This is a genomic window from Variovorax sp. V116 (genome assembly GCF_041154435.1).
Classification (GTDB): Bacteria; Pseudomonadota; Gammaproteobacteria; order Burkholderiales; family Burkholderiaceae_C; genus Variovorax; species Variovorax paradoxus.
In genome coordinates this window covers 65,920-81,577 of the sequence record NZ_AP028662.1, presented here as the reverse complement: position 1 = coordinate 81,577, position 15,658 = coordinate 65,920, and the positions used below count along the sequence as shown (strand labels likewise).

Sequence of the window (15,658 nt, the reverse complement as noted above, 5' to 3'; positions counted from 1 at the left end):
TGAGAATGGCGCCGGCGCTTCCTGCCGTACGCCCAAAGGACACTCACCATGACCATCACCATCACCGCGTTTGAACGCTCGCCCGATGGCGGCAAGGGCCTGGCGCGCGACACGCGCGTGCGCTGGGCGCTGGAAGAAGCCGGCCTGCCCTACCAGGTGCGCCTGGTGTCCTTCCGCGCGATGAAGGAGGCCGCGCATCTGGCGCTGAATCCCTTCGGCCAGATCCCCACCTACGAGGAAGGCGAGCTCGCGCTGTTCGAGACCGGCGCCATCGTGATGCACATCGCCGAACGCCACCCGGGCCTGTTCCCCGCCGACGCCAACGCAAGGGCGCGCGCCATCTCGTGGATGTTCGCGGCGCTCAACACGGTCGAACTCCCCATCCTCGAACTCGTCACGGTCAAGCTGATGGAGGGCGACAAGCCCTGGAAGGCCGAGCGCACGCCCCTCGTGGAAGACCGGGTGCGCGCCCGAATGAACCAGCTGTCCGCGCGCCTGGGAGATGCGGAATGGCTCGACGGCGGCTTCAGCGCGGGCGACCTGCTGATGGTGTCGGTGCTGCTGCGGCTTCGGCCCTCCGGCCTGCTGAACGAGTTTCCCAGCCTGGCCGCCTATGTCGCTCGCGGCGAAGCGCGGCCGGCCTACCAGCGGGCGTTCGCCGCGCAGCTGGCGGTCAACGCTGCGCCGTTGCCGGCGAGCTGACCTGGAAGGCTGCGTCAACTTGTCGCCGCCAGTTCTGATGGTCTTCTCGCTTTCGAAATCACTTGCCACCAGGAACAATTTCCAATGCTGACGCAGACACTGCAAGACGGGCCGCCTAGAGAGCGAATTGCGACAAGTGGCGTGCGCGGCTCTGCGGCCTGCGCGCTCCGTCGAGCACAAGAAGGCATTAGTGCCTTGCGGATTCGAAGGACGGCATGGGCCTGAAGCTCTGGACGTTGCGACCGGCTACGGTCGGCCAGAACCGGCCGTACGGCTCCGAGGCAGAATGCACCCGATAGCAGTCATAGAAGGCGACGCAAGACGCGATGCCGGTTCACGAGGAGCGCTGATGGCAGTCGGAGTAACGGCGAGCCTTGGCAACTACTTCGTGTCGAGCACCGGAGGCGACGTGTTCCAAATACTCGAGGAGGCCCTGGCCGCCTCTGCTGAGGAAAAGCAAGATGCTGTTCTCCATTAACGCGCGTCAGTCGGCCATATGCAGTCATTCCGCCAATTGCCACTAATCCCGCGAAACCGGTCGTTCGCGGCGCATGCCAATCTAGAAGCCTTCGAGAATGCCTCCATCAACTGAAGCCCTGCAACGACTGAGCGATTTCGCCTCTGGCAAAACCCCGGTGCCTGAGTTCGAGCAACAGCTCTACAACGATCCGGACATTGAAACATTGCTCTCGGCAGAGAGCGCTCCCCGATTTTGCCAAACGGGGACAACGCTGTTCCACTACCTGATTGGAATCGACCTCAGCGACCCAGGCCACGTGCTCAGCGCAAAGGACGTGTTGGTCTCGTTGCTCCAGAAGCACGGAATGACGACAGCGCTGGACGGGGCCGCAACGGCGGAATATGCGCTGCTGCTCGATGCCCAGCCGCGCTGGCTGGACGCGGACGTCAAGTTCCTTGCCTCGTTACTCGCTGCCGCGCCATGTCTACCTTCCAAACAGAGAAAGGCATGGCTGCGCCAGAGAATCTTGGAGCTGTTCAAGTACGCCAAGCAGCCCCCGCGCTGGTTGCAGTCTCCAGCGTGGCCCATCGGAGATGCTGGCCCTTTGGTCTTCTTGGGGCAGTTTCCTGTCGCCGACTACTTTCATGACGAGGCGGCGGTGTATGTTTTTCATGACCCGGCGAAGAACGCGTTCACAACGCTCGTTCAGCACTGCTGAGTTCGCGGCATGAGGACGATCACCAAGACGCCTCCTCAATCAACAGAGACGAAATGTACGTCGTCCTGAGCGACTGCGATGTCGTCGGCACCTTCCGCCTCCAGTGGGACGATGAGCACTATTGGGGGAAGCAGCCGCCGGTGGCGGCCTACATGCACGGGCTCGCCGTCAAGGAAAGCGCTCACGGCAAAGCTGTAGGCGCGAACGTTCTGACTTGGACTGTTCAGGAGGCAGCCCGGCAGGGCCGGCAGTATCTTCGGCTGGACTGCGATGAGAAGAACTTCGCCCTTTGCCGCTACTACGAGAGACGAGGATTCATTCAAGTCGGCGAACGGGCTCTACAAAGTGGCTACGTAGCAGCGCTTTACCAGTGCGAAACCAGCCTCAAAAATGAAAGCGCAGCCGCATGAGCGCCTGATGGAACGACCGCTTCGGAGTATTCAGCAGGACCGCAGTGGGCCTGGCCCAGTCTTTCAGTTCTCCAGAAAGCCGTCGGTCGATTCGGCCGCCCACCATCTACCTCGAGAGCCTGACCAAGAGACCGGGTGCGGGATTGGGCAGTACGCCTTCGACGTCCGTGCTCCTAGTGCGCATCGCAGCGCGATGGCCGCCGGTATATTGTTCGCCCGTGAGCTCGAAGCTCGCCATGATGGAGGCCGACTCCGAGCCGCCAGGCTCGAGGACCTCCGGTGCATCGGCTTTTGGGTGGGTGCCGCGGCATCGTCGCGCCAGCGCGTGGTTAGCCACCCATGACAAAACGCCTGGGCAGAAATAGGACAAAGCGCCCATGCGCGGTCCGGAACCGATCGCTACCGTGGTGCCATGCCTGCTTCGGCATGAACGCCAAACCGGGGGCCAGCCAATGAAAAATCGCATGAGTCCACATGCCGCCCTGATGGCTCGCCCGGTTCGCCGCGTCGCGCGCGCCACCGCCGTGTTGACCGTCCTCCTGTCCTCAGCCCTGGCAGGGGCGCAAACAGGCAGCAGCCAGAAGGCAGACAAGGGCGAGATCCAGCGCGGCCGCTATCTGGTGATGGTCGCGGGCTGCAATGATTGCCACACGCCCGGCTACGCCGCAAAGAACGGTGAGGTGGATGAAAAGCTGTGGTTGACGGGCGACGCCCTGGGCTGGTCCGGCCCTTGGGGCACGACGTATCCGGTCAACCTGCGCTTGTTCATGGCCGACATGAGCAAGCAGCAATGGGTGAAGCATGCTCGCACCATGACACCCCGCCCGCCCATGCCATGGTTCAACGTGCGCCCGATGACGGACGCGGACTTGAAGGCCATCTACGCCTACACCCGCTCGCTGGGCCGCGGCGGCGACCCGGCGCCCGCTTTCGTACCGCCGGGCGCCAACAAGCCTGGCGGCCCGTTGGTGCAGTTCCCCGGATGACCGGTCTGGATCGGCGCAGACTCACTTGCCCACCGCCGCCATCCCGCCTGTCACCTGCGGCGAGTCTTGAAAAGCATCGACCAGGAAGTCGACCATCATCCGCACCTTGGCACTGAGATGTCGACGGCTTGCATAGATTGCCAGGATGTCGACGGGCGGCATGTGATAACCGGGCATGACCTCGACCAAGCGGCCGGCCCGCACATCCTCGCCAATCACGAAGCTCGGCTGCCAGATGACGCCGGCACCAGCGAGCGCCGCGGCGCGCGCGGTTTCGCCATTGTTGGCGCGCAAGGCCCAGCGCACGCGCACGGATTCCAGTGTTCCGCCGGGGCCGGCAAACTGCCACTCATCGGAGGTCGCACCGTAGGTGTAGCCCAGGCACGGATGCCGCGAAAGGTCCGCCGGCGTCTCGGGCATGCCATGGGCCGCAAGGTAGCCGGGCGAGGCACAGACCAGGTTCTGCGAGCGGCCCAGGCGGCGCGCGATATGGTTGCCCGAGGTGGTGCGCGAGATACGGATGGCCAGGTCGTAGCCCTCTTCGACGATGTCGACCACGCGGTCGATGAGCGCGATGTCGAGCTCGACGTCGGGGTACTTCGCCATGAACTTCGGCCACAGCGGCGCCAGCACGAGGCTGCCGAAGCTCAGCGGCGCGTTGATGCGCAGGCGCCCGCGCGGCTGCAATGACGCGGTGGTCGCCAGGGCCTCGGTCTCCGCCACCTCTTCGAGGATCGATTTCGCCCGGTCGAAGAGCGCTTCGCCGCCTTCGGTGAGCGACAGGCGGCGCGATGTGCGGTTCATGAGCCGCGTGCGCAGGTGGGCTTCCAGCTCATTGACGTAGCGCGTCACGTTGGCCGGCGAGGTGTCCAGCGCGTCAGCCGCCTTCGTGAAGCTGCCCCGCGCCACCACGGTGACAAACACCTCGTACGCACGCAATCGGTCCATGGGCCCACTTCCAATCATTCATAAAAGCTGAATGAGTAAACCACTTTTGGGCTCTTTCTGGAAGTGAAGCTGAATCATAAATTCACCTCACCCCAACACCGACGGAAAGGAAAACCCCCATGACCGACACCGATCTCAGCTCCGCCGCCCCCTCCGCGCCCACCCGCCGCGCCCTGCTTGGCGGCGCCGTCGCCGTGGGCGCCGCCCTGGCCATGGGCCGCGCCGCACACGCGGCACCCGCCGCCGACGCGGTGCCGGGCTTCCGCTCGGGCAGCGCGGAGGTGAACGGCACCCGCATTCACTACCGCATCGGCGGCAGCGGGCCGGCCGTCGTGCTGCTGCACGGCTATGCCGAGACCGGGCACATGTGGAATCCGCTGGTGCCGCTTCTGGCCAAGACGCACACCGTGGTCGTGCCCGATCTTCGAGGTGCCGGCGATTCCTCGAAGCCCGAGACGGGCTATGGCAAGAAGAACATGGCTGTCGACATCCACGAGCTTGTGCGTTCGCTCGGCATTCGCAGCGCCAGCATCGTCGGCCACGACATCGGCCTGATGGTGGCCTACGCATATGCCGCGCAGTTTCCTTCGGAGACCGACAAGGTGGTGCTCATGGACGCCTTCCTGCCCGGCATCGGCGAATGGCAAAACGTCTGGCTCCTGCGCGACCTGTGGCATTTCCATTTCCACGGTGCGACGCCGCTGGCGCTCGTGAAAGGACGCGAGCGCATCTATTTCGAGCACTTCTGGAACGATTTTGCGGCCGACCCCAAGCACTCGGTGCCCGAAGCCGACCGCCAGTTCTATGCCAGGGCCTACGCGCAACCCGGTGGCATGCGTGCAGGGTTTGAATATTTCAAGGCTTTCGAGCAGGATGCGGCCGAGTTCGCCGAACTGGGCAAGACGCCGCTGCCCATGCCGATGCTGGTGCTCTCCGGTGAAAAAGCCGGTGGAACCTTCCTGATCGAGCAGGGAAAGATGGTTGCGACCAACGTGCAGGGCGTCCTCGTCAAAGGCTCCGGGCATTGGTTGATGGAAGAGGCGCCAGAGCAGGTCATTCCGGCATTGATCAATTTCCTGGGCTAGCGTAAAAGCTGCCAAACCTGGAGAACCAAGATGGACTTGCAACTCGATGGAAAGCTCGCCCTGGTGAGCGGAAGCACCGCCGGCATCGGCTTTGCAATTGCGCGCACGCTGGCCCAGGAGGGCGCAAGCGTGATCGTGAACGGCAGATCGCAGGCAGCGGTCGACGAGGCGGTGGACCGCATCCGCTCGGAAACGCAAGGCACGGTGCTCGGTTATGCCGGGGACCTCAGCCGGGCCGACGCTGCCGAGGAAGCCGTGCGTCGCCACCCCGGCATCGGCATCCTCGTGAACAACCTGGGCATCTTCGAGGCCAAGGCCTTCGAAGATATTCCCGATGAAGACTGGCAGCGCTTCTTCGACGTCAACGTGCTGAGCGGCGTTCGCCTCGCACGCCTGGTGCTGCCGGAGATGAAGCGCGCGAACTGGGGCCGGATCATCTTCATCTCCAGTGAAAGCGCGGTGCAGATCCCCACCGAGATGATTCACTACGGCATGACGAAGACCGCGCAACTCGCGGTGTCGCGCGGCCTTGCGGAATCGCTCGCCGGCACCCACATCACGGTGAACAGCGTACTTCCGGGCCCGACCAAGTCACGCGGCGTCGGCGACTTCGTGGAAGGCATGGCGCGCTCGAGCGACAAGAGCTTCGAGCAGGTCGAGGCAGAGTTCTTCGACCACGTCCGCCCGACCTCGCTGATCAAGCGCTTCGCTTCGCCGCAGGAGGTGGCCTCGCTCGTGGCCTACGTGGCAAGTCCGCTCGCGTCGGCGACCACGGGTGCGGCCCTGCGCGTCGACGGCGGTGTCGTCAAGAGCGCCTTCTGACGAGGGCGCGATCGAAGCTCCACGGCTGGGCGCCTTGAAGGCGATCCCGATCGCAGCTCATTCGCAGAGCTTGATCCAGCGTTCGAGCCGGCCCACCACGCGAGAAGTGTTGAGTCGGCCGATCGAGCCTTCCATATCCTCGTTGCCTTCGATCTGGCATAGCAGCACAACCTCTTCACGCGTGTCGCCGGTGCCGAAGAAACCCTCACGATCGAGTTGTTCCATGGCGGCAATGCAAGCCTCGAACAGGCCTGCGTACAGGACGTCGAATTCAACGTCGCAAGGCAGGTCGCTGCGGTGGCATGGCAGGATCATGCGGTAGGCGATGTCGAGGAACTCACCGCCCTCCGCGTAGGGCCACTCGGCGGAGCACCAGACCTCGCTTTCATCATCCATGTCGCCCGGAGCGCCCAAAGCGAGATGGCCAGCGGCATGGACGATGGTCATCGCACCGTCATCGCTGCCGAGCGAGAAAAGGCGGATGGTTTCCTCAGGATGGGCCGCGCGGATGGCCTGGAAGGCGCGGCGAGCACCTTCGCGAATCTCTTTGGTGAGCAAGGGGAAGTCGATTCGAGCGGGATCGTGCATGCCCTGGCGCACCCGTTTGTAGCCCTGCGCCTCGATCTCGTGGCCGCGCTGCGCGAGGGCATCCTTTGCGGCTTGGGGACTTGCGAACTCGGCGACCATGGAGTGCCCCATGGTGTTCACCTTGCCGTTCGCGCTCCACAGCGAATTGCCGAACTGGCGCAGTTCGTGAAAGTCCGTGGGCACCTCGTTGTCGAAGCGATAGAACAGTGACCAGGTCATTGGCGGGGAACTCCTTCGGGGCGCGCAGTGGCACGACGATACGACGTATTTCGGCTTGACCGCTCATTCGCGTACCGTCGGCGCGAGCGTGAGGCCTATCATTTCTGCTGATCCCCTGGCGGAATGCGAGCCTTAGATTTTCCAAGGAAATCCTGTGCCTTACCTGCAACTCGACGTCAACGACAGCTATCCCGGGGATTTGAAGCAACAGCTCGCGGCTCGGATGTGCGAGACCTATGCTTCGATGATGAGCGTTGATATTCGGCGAATATCCGTAGCGATCCGGGAATTGGGCGCCGGCGCTATCTGGCGCGTCGCCGAAGCGGGCAAGGCGCCTGTGCCCGTTTCCTTGCTGATGCTGGACATCCGCCGCGGCCGGCCAGCCGAGCTTCGGATGGAGGTAGCCAAAGCCTTGTGCGCGCATTGCATCGAACTGCTGGGCCTGCGCGAGGACCGATTGAACGTCGAGTTCACCCAGCATGAAGGCGACGAGATGTACCACCCCGCCCTGGGTGGCTTCAGCCCGGACTGGCGGCCGGGAGAAACCTGAGACCGGCATCCGCTCAGTGACCGGCCACCAGTCTCTACTCAAGAACAGCGGATAGGAACCCGCGGCCAGAAAAGTCCGCGCCAATCGGCAACGCCGACCGCCCCCTCAGGGCTGAAACCCCGAGCGCCGCACCACCGGCTCCCACTGCTGGCGGAAGGCCTTGAGCATCTGCACGGTCTCGGCCTGCGTGCTCACGATGGGCGTGATGTAGGCGGCGTTGGCAGCCTTCTGCAGCGCCGGGTCCTGCATGACTTCGCGGATCCTGGTGGACAGCAGCTGCACCTTGGCCGGCGGCATCGTGGCCGGGGCGAAGAAGGTGTTCCAGCCGTCGGCATCGATCTTCATGCCGGCCTCGCGGAAGGTGGGGATGCCCGGCGCGAAGCTCACGCGCTGCTTGCCCGACACGGCCAGGATGCGGATCTTGCCGGCCACGTGCTGGCCGTAGAGCGAGTCGAGCGTGTCGATGGCAATCGGCAGGCTGCCGCCGCTCAGGTCGGCCGACAGCGGCGCCGAGCCGCCGTAGCCCTTGATCTGCGGCTGCACGCTCAGCGCGTCGCCCACCATCAGGCCGAAGAAGTGCGGCAGGCTGCCGGTGGCCGGCACGCCGAAGACGGCCTCTTCGGGATGCGCCCAGAGCCGGCCGACCAGGAACATCGCGCGGTCGAGCTGCAGCTTGTTGCCCACGGCCAGCGCGAAGTCGTAGCTGCTGACCTGCGACACCGGCACGAAGTCTTTCTCGGCGTCGTAACCCGCGTCCTTGAAGACGAGCGGCGCCACCACCATCACCGCGGGGTTGCCAAGCATCAGCACGTTCTGCGATGCGGGCGCGCGCCGGAGCTCCTTGGCCGCGAGACGGCCGCCTTCGCCGGGTCGGTTCTCCACCGTGACAGCCACGCCCAGCTTGGGGCCCAGCCGCTCGGCGACCAGGCGCGCGATGCGGTCGGTGCTGCCGCCGGCGGTGTAGCCGACCACGAGCGTGAGCGCGCCATCGAGCGCGGGCGCCTGGGCGTGGGCCAGGGGAGCGGCACCGGCGGCGAGCGCCAGGCACCATGCCGTGAGCTTGCGCCGGGAAAGGAATGCGGTCATCGGATCTTCCTGCTTGCAGTGGTGGCGACCGGGCGCGCGCAGGACTTCACGGCGACAATCGCCAGCCCACATTCGTTTCTTCCCGTGTCATTTGTTACATGGTTATACGCACGCAACAAACAGTTGATCTAATCCATCATTTGCGCGCGAGGCGCGCGAACGACACCGCCTTGACGGCCCCGACCTGATGCACGACACGCAAGGCATGCAAGCCTTTCCCGACGCCAGCGCCCTGCGCGCGCCCCGCTCCCTGGACGAGCTGCTGCTGTACCGGCTTTCGCGCGCGGTGCGCACCGCCAGCGGCATGGCCACGCGCCTGGTCGAAGGCGGCTTCGGCATCACGCGGCGCGAGTGGGGAATGATCGGCACGCTCGCGCAGCATGGCGAGATGAGCTCCTCGGCGCTGGCCGCGCATCTGCAGCTGGACCGCGTGCGCACCTCGCGCGGCCTGCGCAGCCTGGTCGAGAAGAAGCTGGTGTCGCGCCGGCAGGACGAGGAGGACCGGCGCGGCGTGCATGTCCGCCTGAGCCCCTCGGGCCGGGAGCTCTTCGAGCGGGTGTTCCCGCGCATCGCGGCGCTCAACACCGATCTGCTCGCCGGCATCGCGCCCGCGCAGCTCGACGTGTTCCTGCAGTGCCTGCAGCACCTCGAGCAGCGCGCCGGCGCGCTGAGCGCACAGGGCGTGGTGGTGGAGAAGGCCGACCGGCGCGCGGGCGGCACCCGGCACCGCTGGCCCGAGGCGGGCTGAATCAATCCGGCGGCCGCGGCACAGGCCGCGCGCTGGCACGCATCGTGCAAAACGATGGCAATGCCTTCTCTTTTCTCCCTCGATCTTTTCCACCAGCGGCTTCGCTGGATGGCGGGCCGCGCCCAGCCGCTGCGGGTGTTGCTCACGCTCGGCAGCCTGATGGCGATCGGCAGCCTCGGAGGACATGCCGAAGCGATCACGCCGCTTTTCCTCGGTGCCATTGCAAGCGCGCTGGCCGAGACCGACGACAGCGCCCGGGGCCGGCTGCGCGCGCAGGCCGTCACGCTGGCGTGCTTCGCGGCGGCAGCCTTCGCGGTGGTGTCGTGGATCGACCACCCTCTGCTCTTCGTCCCCGGACTGGCGCTGGCCGCGTTCGCGCTGACGATGCTGGGCGCGATCGAGCCCCGCTACAAGGCCGTCGGCTTTGCGACGCTCGCGCTGGCGATCTACGCCATGCTGGGCATCGACGGCGGCGCGACCGCGCCGGGCGGCACCGGCCGGCTCGGCGAGGCCCTGTGGCTGCTGGCGGGCGCCGCCTGGTATGGCGTGTTCTCGGTGGCGTGGTGCACGCTCTTTCCGGCCCAGCCGGTGCAGGCGCAGCTGGCGGGGCTGTTCCGCGTGCTGGGCGACTACGTGTGCTTCAAGGCCTCGCTCTTCGAGCCGCTGCGCGGCATCGACATGGAGCGCAAGCGGCTGTCGCTCGCGCAGCTCAACACGCAGGTGGTGGCCGGGCTCAACGCGGCCAAGGAAGGCATCTTCCGGCGCATCGGCAGCACGCGCGCGCCCACGGGCCGCATCGTGCGCTACCGCGGCCTCTACCTGATAGCGCAGGACGTGCACGAGCGCGCCACCTCCTCGCATGACGACTACAACGCGCTGGCCGATGCCTTCTTCCACAGCGACCTGCTCTACCGCTGCCAGCGCGTGCTGGCGCTGCAGGGCGAGGCCTGCCGGCGGCTCGCCGTGTCCATCGAGCGGCGCGAACCCTTTGCCGCCGATCCCGCCACCGGCCACGCGCTCGCGGAGCTGCACAGCGCCATCGACCACGAGCGCGCGCAGCCATTGCGCGAACCGCGCCGGCAGGCACTGCTCGGGTCCGTCGAGGCCATGGCGTGGAACCTGGCGCAACTCGAGCGGCAGCTCGCCGGCGCCACCGAGCCCTCGGCCCGTGCCGGGCGCGCCGACATGGGCCTGTTCGACCGCTCGCCGCGTTCAGCGCGCGAGATGGTGGCACGCGTGCGGCGCCAGTTCACGCCGCGCTCGGCGCTGTTCCGCCACGCGCTGCGGCTGGCGGTGGCGCTGGTGGCCGGCTACGGCGTGATGCTGCTGATCCATCCGGTGCGCGGCTACTGGATCCTGCTGACCACGCTGTTCGTCTGCCAGCAGGCCTGGGGCGACACGGTGTCGCGCGTCGGCCAGCGCGTCGCGGGCACGGCGATCGGCGTGGTGGCGGGCTGGGCCCTGCTGGTGCTTTTTCCGCAGCACTGGGCGCAGTCGCTGCTGGCGGTGGCCGCGGGCGTGTTCTTCTTCGCCACGCGCGCGACGCGCTACCTGCTGGCGACCGCCGCCGTCACGGTGCTGGTGCTGATGTGCTTCAACCAGGTGGGCGACAGCGACATGCTGATGCTGCCGCGGCTGATCGACACCGCCATCGGCAGCCTGATTGCCGCGCTCGCGATGCTGCTGGTGCTGCCGCACTGGCAGGCGCGGCGCTTCAGCGACCTGGCGGCGGCGGCGCTGCGCAACCATGCGCACTACCTGCGGCAGATCGCGGACCAGTACCGCTCGGGCGCGCGCGACGACCTGGCCTACCGGCTCGCGCGGCGCAACGCACACAACGCCGATGCGACGCTGTCCACCGCCGTGTTCGAGATGTTCCGCGAACCCGGCTTCGTGCGGCCGCGCGCGGGCACGGCGCTGCGCTTCCTGATCCAGTCGCATGCGCTGCTGAGCTACCTCTCGGCGCTCGGCGCGCACCGCGTGGCACTGCCTGCACCGCAGCAGCTGGAAGCGCTGCGCGCGGAGGCCGAGGGCGCCGCGGCGGCGCTGGATGCGCTGGCGTCGTACCTGGAAGGCGGCCCACCGGAAGCCGTGGCCGAGCCCGCGGATCTTGCGCTGCCGCAAGCACTGCCCCAGGGAAGCGATGCCGGCGACCACGCCGCGCGGCTGTTCCGCACCGAGCTCGCGCTGGTCCGCCAGCAGATCGAGGCGCTGCGCGAACAGGCCGCCCAATGGCTGCAGCCGCAGCCCGAAGGCGCCGCCGGCAACTGAGCGGCCGAAGCGCTCAGCGCAGGTCGAACAGCGCGGCCGCGTTGCCCCAGGCGATGCGTTTCGCCACGTCGGGCGGCAGGTCGCCGAGCCAGGTGCGGTAGCCGCGCATGATCTCGTCGTAGGCGCTCCAGCGCTGGTTCACCCAGGTGTCGGAGCCGATCATGAAGCGCTCCGGGTACTTGAGGATCAGCGCGCGCCACTCGGGGCACAGCCTGCCGCCTTCGCAGGTCAGGCCCGGCCGGTACGAGAGTTCGCCCATCAGCAGCGGATAGCGTTCCAGCAGCGCCTGCACCCGCTCGATGGGCGCGCCGCCGATGCCCGTGTGGGCCCAGATCAGCCGAAGGTCCCGGCCCTTCGACGGCGCGTTGGCCATCAACAGGTCGATCGCCACGTCGTCGACGTGCGCGAGCACCGCGAGCTTCTGCCGCTCCGCCAGCGCGACCAGCTTCTTGGCCACCGGGCCGTTGGCATTGGCGCTGTCGTACAGGTGGAACTCGCCGATCCCGCGGTAGGGCCCGCTCGCGGTGCCGCGCGCCAGCTCGGCCTGCACCATGTCGTGGATGCTCTCGTCGCGGAACCAGTTGCTGTAGTCGTCGCGGTTGCGGTACAGCCGCACGAAGGGCACCACGGCCACGCCGGCGGCGCGGGTCTCGCGCGCCGCGGCCAGCGTCTGCGTGCCGGCGTTGGGCCTCGAATTGGCAATGATCGCCGTCACGTTGTTGCGCTGCATGCGCGCGAGCGCCTCGGCGGGCGGGTAGGGTCCGGTGTTGCCGTCCCAGGCTTCCTGGTTGTAGTGCAGGTGCGTGTCGAACAGCGGGCCGGCATAGGGCGGCGAAGTCTGCGCAGGCTGGGCGCGAGGCGCCGCGGCAAGGCAGGTGGCCAGCACAAGGGCCGTGAGGGACGCGATGGCTTTCATGGGCTTCGTGAAGGATGGGGCCTCGCCTATTCTGACGCCTCGGCCGGGACCGGCCATCACTTCGCGAACCGCCTCCGATACTCCACGAGGCTCACGCCAAGGCGCCGGCCGAAGGCGCGCCTGAAGCCGTCCACGTTGGCATAGCCCACCTCCCCCGCCAGGCGCTTGGCCGGCAGCTGCGACTCCTCGGCCAGGCGGCGGGCGGCATCGATGCGGGCGTTCTCGACGAACTCGGCCGGCGTGGTGCCGGTCTCGCTTCGAAAAATCCGCGCGAAGCTGCGCTCGCTCATGCCCGCCAGCGCAGCCAGCGCGGGCACGGAGAGGTCGTCCTTCAGGTGAGAAAGCACATGGTCCTGCACCTGCCGCATGCTCGATCGCTCGGAAGTCTGGGCCGCCAGGTGGGCGCTGAACTGGCTCTGGCCGCCCGGGCGCTTGAGGAACATCACCAGCTCGCGCGCGACGCGCAGCGCGAGTTCGCGGCCGTGGTCCTCCTCCACCATGGCGAGCGCCAGGTCCATGCCCGCGGTCACCCCGGCCGAGGTGAAGAGCTTGCCGTCCTTCACATAGATCGCGTCCGGTTCGACACATGCCAGCGGGTAGGCCGTGGCCAGGCGCGCGGTGGAGTTCCAGTGGGTCGCCACGCGCTTGCCGTCCAGCAGCCCGGCGGACGCGAGCACGAAGGCGCCGCTGCACACCGAGCCGTAGCGGCGCACCGTGCGCGATTGGCGCCTGAGCCAGTTGTGCAGCGCCGCGTCGCCGACCACGTCATCCATGCCGGGGCTGCCGGCCACGAGCAAGGTGTCGATCGGCCCGCGATGCGTGCCCACCGTGGCATCGACCGCCAACCGCACCCCGCTGCTGCTCTTGAGCAACCCTGTCTCGGTGCCGATCACCTGCACCTGGTAGGCGCGCGGCTGCCCGAGCTGGCGGGCCGCCTCGGCGAACACGTCGGCGGGGCCGGCGACGTCGAGCAGCTGGACACGGGGAAAGGCAAGGATCGCGACACGCATGGCGGTGAAGGCTCGGTGATTGGCGGAAAACGTCGTGCCGCGGCGCCCACGGCCCGAGCAGTTTGGCAGAAACTATCCGTACCAGCAAATTCAGCCAACGAGGCCATCATGCAGAACGAGTCATTGAATCCGCCCTTTCCGGTGTTCCACGCCGCAAGCGAAGCTTCGCTGCGCAACCTGCCCGTCAACCTGTTCGGCTCTGTCATGGGGCTTTCGGGGCTGGCCTTGGCCTGGCGGCTGGCACATGGCAGCCTGGGCGCGCCGGCCGTCATCGGCGAGGCCATCGGCGCCTTTGCGCTCGGCGTCTTCGTGCTGCTGGCGCTGGGCTATGCGACGAAGCTGGCCAGGCATCCGCAGGCCGTGCGCGGAGAGTTCAATCACCCGGTGACCGGCAACTTCTTCGGCACCATCGTCATCTCGATGCTGCTGCTGTCGGCCGTGATCGCGCCCTACAGTGCGTCCGCCGCGCACGCGCTGTGGACCCTGGGCGCGATCGCGACCTTCGTGCTCGGCTTCGTGGTGGTCTCGCGCCTGCTCAGGGGGCAACTGGATGCATCGCATGCGGTGCCGGCCTGGCTGATCCCTGGCGTCGCCACGCTGGACATCGCAGTGACCGCCGGGCACGAGCCGTCCATGGCCTGGGCCGCAGAGCTCAACCTGCTGGCAATGGCCGTGGGCGCGGTGCTCGCACTGGTGCTGCTCGTGCTCATCGTCGGCCGGCTGGTGCACCAGCCGCCGCTCGCGCCGGCAATGACGCCCTCGCTGATGATCCTCGTGGGGCCCTTCGCGGTCGGGTTCCTTGCCTACACGAACATCACGGGCGGCATCGACCGCTTTGCCGCGCTGCTCTTCTACTTCGCGCTCTTCATGTTCGCGGTGCTTGCGCCGAAGGTGTTCCGGCCCAGCATCAATTTCTCCGCGGGATGGTGGGCGATCGGCTTCCCGATGGCCGCACTGGCCAACGCGGCGCTGAAGTACGCGCAACTGCGGGCGACCGCGCCGCTGTGGACCATCGCGGTCCTGCTGCTCGGGATGCTGACCGTGGCGCTGGCGGTGCTCACGGTGCGCACCCTGCGCATCGCGTTCAACGGAAAGCTGTTCAGCTGAGCCAGGGGCTTTCCAGGCCCACGGCCGCCACGAAAGCAGCAATGCCCGTTAGTCCAGCGGCTCGAACCCCGGCGCCTGCTCCATCTCTGAAGGCTTGTAGATCTTGTGCTGCGCCGCGGTGCCGATGGCATCGGCAACCACCAGCAGCCGCCAGAGCGGCTCGCGCGCCGAGCTTGCGCGTTCTTCGTCCGTGAGCCGGAAACTGGGCACCCCGGTGGACGTGCCCTTCACCACCACCCTGAGAAGCTTGGCGCCCTTCGCGTTCGACACTTCGAGGTCGTAGCCGAGCTTCTGGCCAGTGACGTCCTCGGCGTTGTAGCCGTAGCCCTTGAAGTGGCGCATCACGTAGTCCATGGCGGCGGCCTGGACCTCTTCCCGCGAGGCCGACCGCTCGGCAGCCGCAGCGCCCGCATCGGCGGCCGCAGCGACCGGCACGCTGCCCCGCGCCTTGGCCGCCTGTATCTCCGCTTCGCCGGGCACCCAGCCGCGCGGACCGCGCACCAGGATCGCGAGCTGCTGGTCGGAATCCCAGCTTGCAACATGCCATTCGGCGTCGTCGCGCACCCGCGTGGAGACCTTCGCGCTCTTGTTGCTCTCGAGCTCGGCAATGGCGACGCGGTTGGTCTGCAGCACGGCACGGAAGCCCTGGCCCGCATCGACGGTGCGCTTGAGCAGCGCACGGCGGTCCTTGGCGCGCTGGATCTGCTGGGGGCTGCGCACGCCGCCGCCGACGCGGTGCTGCGTGTCGAGCGACTCGAGGCAGAACCAGTGTCCGCCGGCGCCGATGTTCACGAATTCGGCCCAGATGGTGGCAATGACGTTGTCGCCCGTTGCAAGCCAGGCGTGGTCGAACGGCTTTTCCCGCGCATCGAAGACGCCCATCTTCGCAACGATCTCGACCGGCGTGAGCCGCGGTCCGGAAAGCCGCATCTCATCGATGACGGCGAGCACTTTGGGGTCGACTTCCTTGTCCATTCAGCGGGGTCTCTGGCGAGTTGGGGGGTGGGAGTATGCCGCATCGGCGGAGGCCCG

16 protein-coding genes are annotated in these 15,658 nt (G+C 67.2%); 10 read left to right on the top strand and 6 right to left on the bottom strand.

Annotation, left to right across the window (positions count from 1 at the left end):
* Positions 1-48: 48 nt before the first annotated feature.
* From ACAM58_RS26305 to ACAM58_RS26290, 4 genes are all read left to right on the top strand, one after another.
* On the top strand, positions 49-702 hold the full coding sequence (locus tag ACAM58_RS26305) for a glutathione S-transferase family protein (protein WP_369664859.1): 654 nt from the start codon (positions 49-51) through the stop codon (positions 700-702).
* 575 nt (positions 703-1,277) lie between these two features.
* A complete protein-coding gene (locus ACAM58_RS26300) occupies positions 1,278-1,880 on the top strand; it encodes a hypothetical protein (RefSeq protein ID WP_369664858.1) in 603 nt (200 codons plus the stop codon).
* Between the two features lie 53 nt (positions 1,881-1,933).
* Positions 1,934-2,290 (top strand): GNAT family N-acetyltransferase, encoded by a 357-nt coding sequence (locus ACAM58_RS26295; RefSeq protein WP_369664857.1) that lies wholly within the window; start codon positions 1,934-1,936, stop codon positions 2,288-2,290.
* Positions 2,291-2,742: 452 nt separating this feature from the next.
* Positions 2,743-3,276 carry a c-type cytochrome gene (locus ACAM58_RS26290; protein WP_369664856.1) on the top strand — a complete coding sequence of 178 codons (534 nt, stop codon included), beginning with the start codon at positions 2,743-2,745 and terminating at the stop codon, positions 3,274-3,276.
* A 21-nt stretch (positions 3,277-3,297) separates the two neighbouring features.
* Here the strand turns inward: ACAM58_RS26290 and ACAM58_RS26285 are convergent, their stop codons facing one another.
* Complete coding sequence (locus ACAM58_RS26285) at positions 3,298-4,224, bottom strand: LysR substrate-binding domain-containing protein (protein WP_369664855.1); 927 nt, start codon at positions 4,222-4,224, stop codon at positions 3,298-3,300.
* 119 nt (positions 4,225-4,343) lie between these two features.
* Here ACAM58_RS26285 and ACAM58_RS26280 point away from each other — a divergent pair, with 119 nt between their 5' ends.
* Together ACAM58_RS26280 and ACAM58_RS26275 are read left to right on the top strand one after the other, a co-directional pair.
* On the top strand, positions 4,344-5,309 hold the full coding sequence (locus ACAM58_RS26280) for an alpha/beta fold hydrolase (protein ID WP_369664854.1): 966 nt from the start codon (positions 4,344-4,346) through the stop codon (positions 5,307-5,309).
* A gap of 30 nt (positions 5,310-5,339) precedes the next feature.
* A complete protein-coding gene (locus tag ACAM58_RS26275) occupies positions 5,340-6,131 on the top strand; it encodes an SDR family NAD(P)-dependent oxidoreductase (RefSeq protein WP_369664853.1) in 792 nt (263 codons plus the stop codon).
* A 57-nt stretch (positions 6,132-6,188) separates the two neighbouring features.
* Here the strand turns inward: ACAM58_RS26275 and ACAM58_RS26270 are convergent, their stop codons facing one another.
* Positions 6,189-6,938 (bottom strand): DUF4303 domain-containing protein, encoded by a 750-nt coding sequence (locus ACAM58_RS26270; RefSeq protein ID WP_369664852.1) that lies wholly within the window; start codon positions 6,936-6,938, stop codon positions 6,189-6,191.
* A 154-nt stretch (positions 6,939-7,092) separates the two neighbouring features.
* Between ACAM58_RS26270 and ACAM58_RS26265 the strand changes: the two genes are divergently transcribed.
* Positions 7,093-7,488: a tautomerase gene (locus tag ACAM58_RS26265; RefSeq protein ID WP_369664851.1), complete on the top strand. Its 396-nt coding sequence runs from the start codon at positions 7,093-7,095 to the stop codon at positions 7,486-7,488.
* Positions 7,489-7,593: 105 nt separating this feature from the next.
* On the opposite strand, the gene ACAM58_RS26260 is transcribed toward ACAM58_RS26265, so the two are convergent.
* Positions 7,594-8,574: a tripartite tricarboxylate transporter substrate-binding protein gene (locus ACAM58_RS26260; RefSeq protein WP_015865842.1), complete on the bottom strand. Its 981-nt coding sequence runs from the start codon at positions 8,572-8,574 to the stop codon at positions 7,594-7,596.
* Positions 8,575-8,779: 205 nt separating this feature from the next.
* On the opposite strand from ACAM58_RS26260, the gene ACAM58_RS26255 reads away from it, so the two are divergent.
* The gene (locus ACAM58_RS26255; RefSeq protein ID WP_259347615.1) at positions 8,780-9,322 is read left to right on the top strand and encodes a MarR family winged helix-turn-helix transcriptional regulator; all 543 of its coding nucleotides are present in this window, start codon (positions 8,780-8,782) and stop codon (positions 9,320-9,322) included.
* 54 nt (positions 9,323-9,376) lie between these two features.
* Positions 9,377-11,593, top strand: a complete 2,217-nt coding sequence (yccS, locus tag ACAM58_RS26250) for a YccS family putative transporter (RefSeq protein ID WP_369664850.1) — start codon at positions 9,377-9,379, stop codon at positions 11,591-11,593.
* Between the two features lie 13 nt (positions 11,594-11,606).
* On the opposite strand, the gene ACAM58_RS26245 is transcribed toward yccS, so the two are convergent.
* Both ACAM58_RS26245 and ACAM58_RS26240 read right to left on the bottom strand, forming a co-directional pair.
* A complete protein-coding gene (locus ACAM58_RS26245; protein ID WP_369665097.1) occupies positions 11,607-12,566 on the bottom strand; it encodes an amidohydrolase in 960 nt (319 codons plus the stop codon).
* Positions 12,566-13,519: a GlxA family transcriptional regulator gene (locus ACAM58_RS26240; RefSeq protein WP_369664849.1), complete on the bottom strand. Its 954-nt coding sequence runs from the start codon at positions 13,517-13,519 to the stop codon at positions 12,566-12,568. The genes ACAM58_RS26245 and ACAM58_RS26240 overlap by 1 nt, the downstream gene beginning before the upstream one ends.
* A 108-nt stretch (positions 13,520-13,627) precedes the next feature.
* Between ACAM58_RS26240 and ACAM58_RS26235 the strand changes: the two genes are divergently transcribed.
* Positions 13,628-14,626, top strand: a complete 999-nt coding sequence (locus ACAM58_RS26235) for an SLAC1 anion channel family protein (protein WP_369664848.1) — start codon at positions 13,628-13,630, stop codon at positions 14,624-14,626.
* A gap of 48 nt (positions 14,627-14,674) precedes the next feature.
* On the opposite strand, the gene ACAM58_RS26230 is transcribed toward ACAM58_RS26235, so the two are convergent.
* Entirely contained in the window at positions 14,675-15,601 is a 927-nt protein-coding gene (locus ACAM58_RS26230) for a DUF3883 domain-containing protein (protein ID WP_015865848.1), read from the bottom strand.
* Positions 15,602-15,658: the final 57 nt, after the last annotated feature.

Coding starts and splice junctions, on each gene's coding strand:
- ACAM58_RS26300 (WP_369664858.1), top strand. CDS start 1,278: ATGCCTCCATCAACTGAAGCCCTGCAACGACTGAGCGATTTCGCCTCT.
- ACAM58_RS26290 (WP_369664856.1), top strand. CDS start 2,743: ATGAAAAATCGCATGAGTCCACATGCCGCCCTGATGGCTCGCCCGGTT.
- ACAM58_RS26235 (WP_369664848.1), top strand. CDS start 13,628: ATGCAGAACGAGTCATTGAATCCGCCCTTTCCGGTGTTCCACGCCGCA.
- ACAM58_RS26230 (WP_015865848.1), bottom strand. CDS start 15,601: ATGGACAAGGAAGTCGACCCCAAAGTGCTCGCCGTCATCGATGAGATG.
- ACAM58_RS26295 (WP_369664857.1), top strand. CDS start 1,934: ATGTACGTCGTCCTGAGCGACTGCGATGTCGTCGGCACCTTCCGCCTC.
- ACAM58_RS26270 (WP_369664852.1), bottom strand. CDS start 6,938: ATGACCTGGTCACTGTTCTATCGCTTCGACAACGAGGTGCCCACGGAC.
- ACAM58_RS26305 (WP_369664859.1), top strand. CDS start 49: ATGACCATCACCATCACCGCGTTTGAACGCTCGCCCGATGGCGGCAAG.
- ACAM58_RS26285 (WP_369664855.1), bottom strand. CDS start 4,224: ATGGACCGATTGCGTGCGTACGAGGTGTTTGTCACCGTGGTGGCGCGG.
- ACAM58_RS26260 (WP_015865842.1), bottom strand. CDS start 8,574: ATGACCGCATTCCTTTCCCGGCGCAAGCTCACGGCATGGTGCCTGGCG.
- ACAM58_RS26240 (WP_369664849.1), bottom strand. CDS start 13,519: ATGCGTGTCGCGATCCTTGCCTTTCCCCGTGTCCAGCTGCTCGACGTC.
- ACAM58_RS26255 (WP_259347615.1), top strand. CDS start 8,780: ATGCAAGCCTTTCCCGACGCCAGCGCCCTGCGCGCGCCCCGCTCCCTG.
- yccS (WP_369664850.1), top strand. CDS start 9,377: ATGGCAATGCCTTCTCTTTTCTCCCTCGATCTTTTCCACCAGCGGCTT.
- ACAM58_RS26245 (WP_369665097.1), bottom strand. CDS start 12,566: ATGGCCGGTCCCGGCCGAGGCGTCAGAATAGGCGAGGCCCCATCCTTC.
- ACAM58_RS26280 (WP_369664854.1), top strand. CDS start 4,344: ATGACCGACACCGATCTCAGCTCCGCCGCCCCCTCCGCGCCCACCCGC.
- ACAM58_RS26275 (WP_369664853.1), top strand. CDS start 5,340: ATGGACTTGCAACTCGATGGAAAGCTCGCCCTGGTGAGCGGAAGCACC.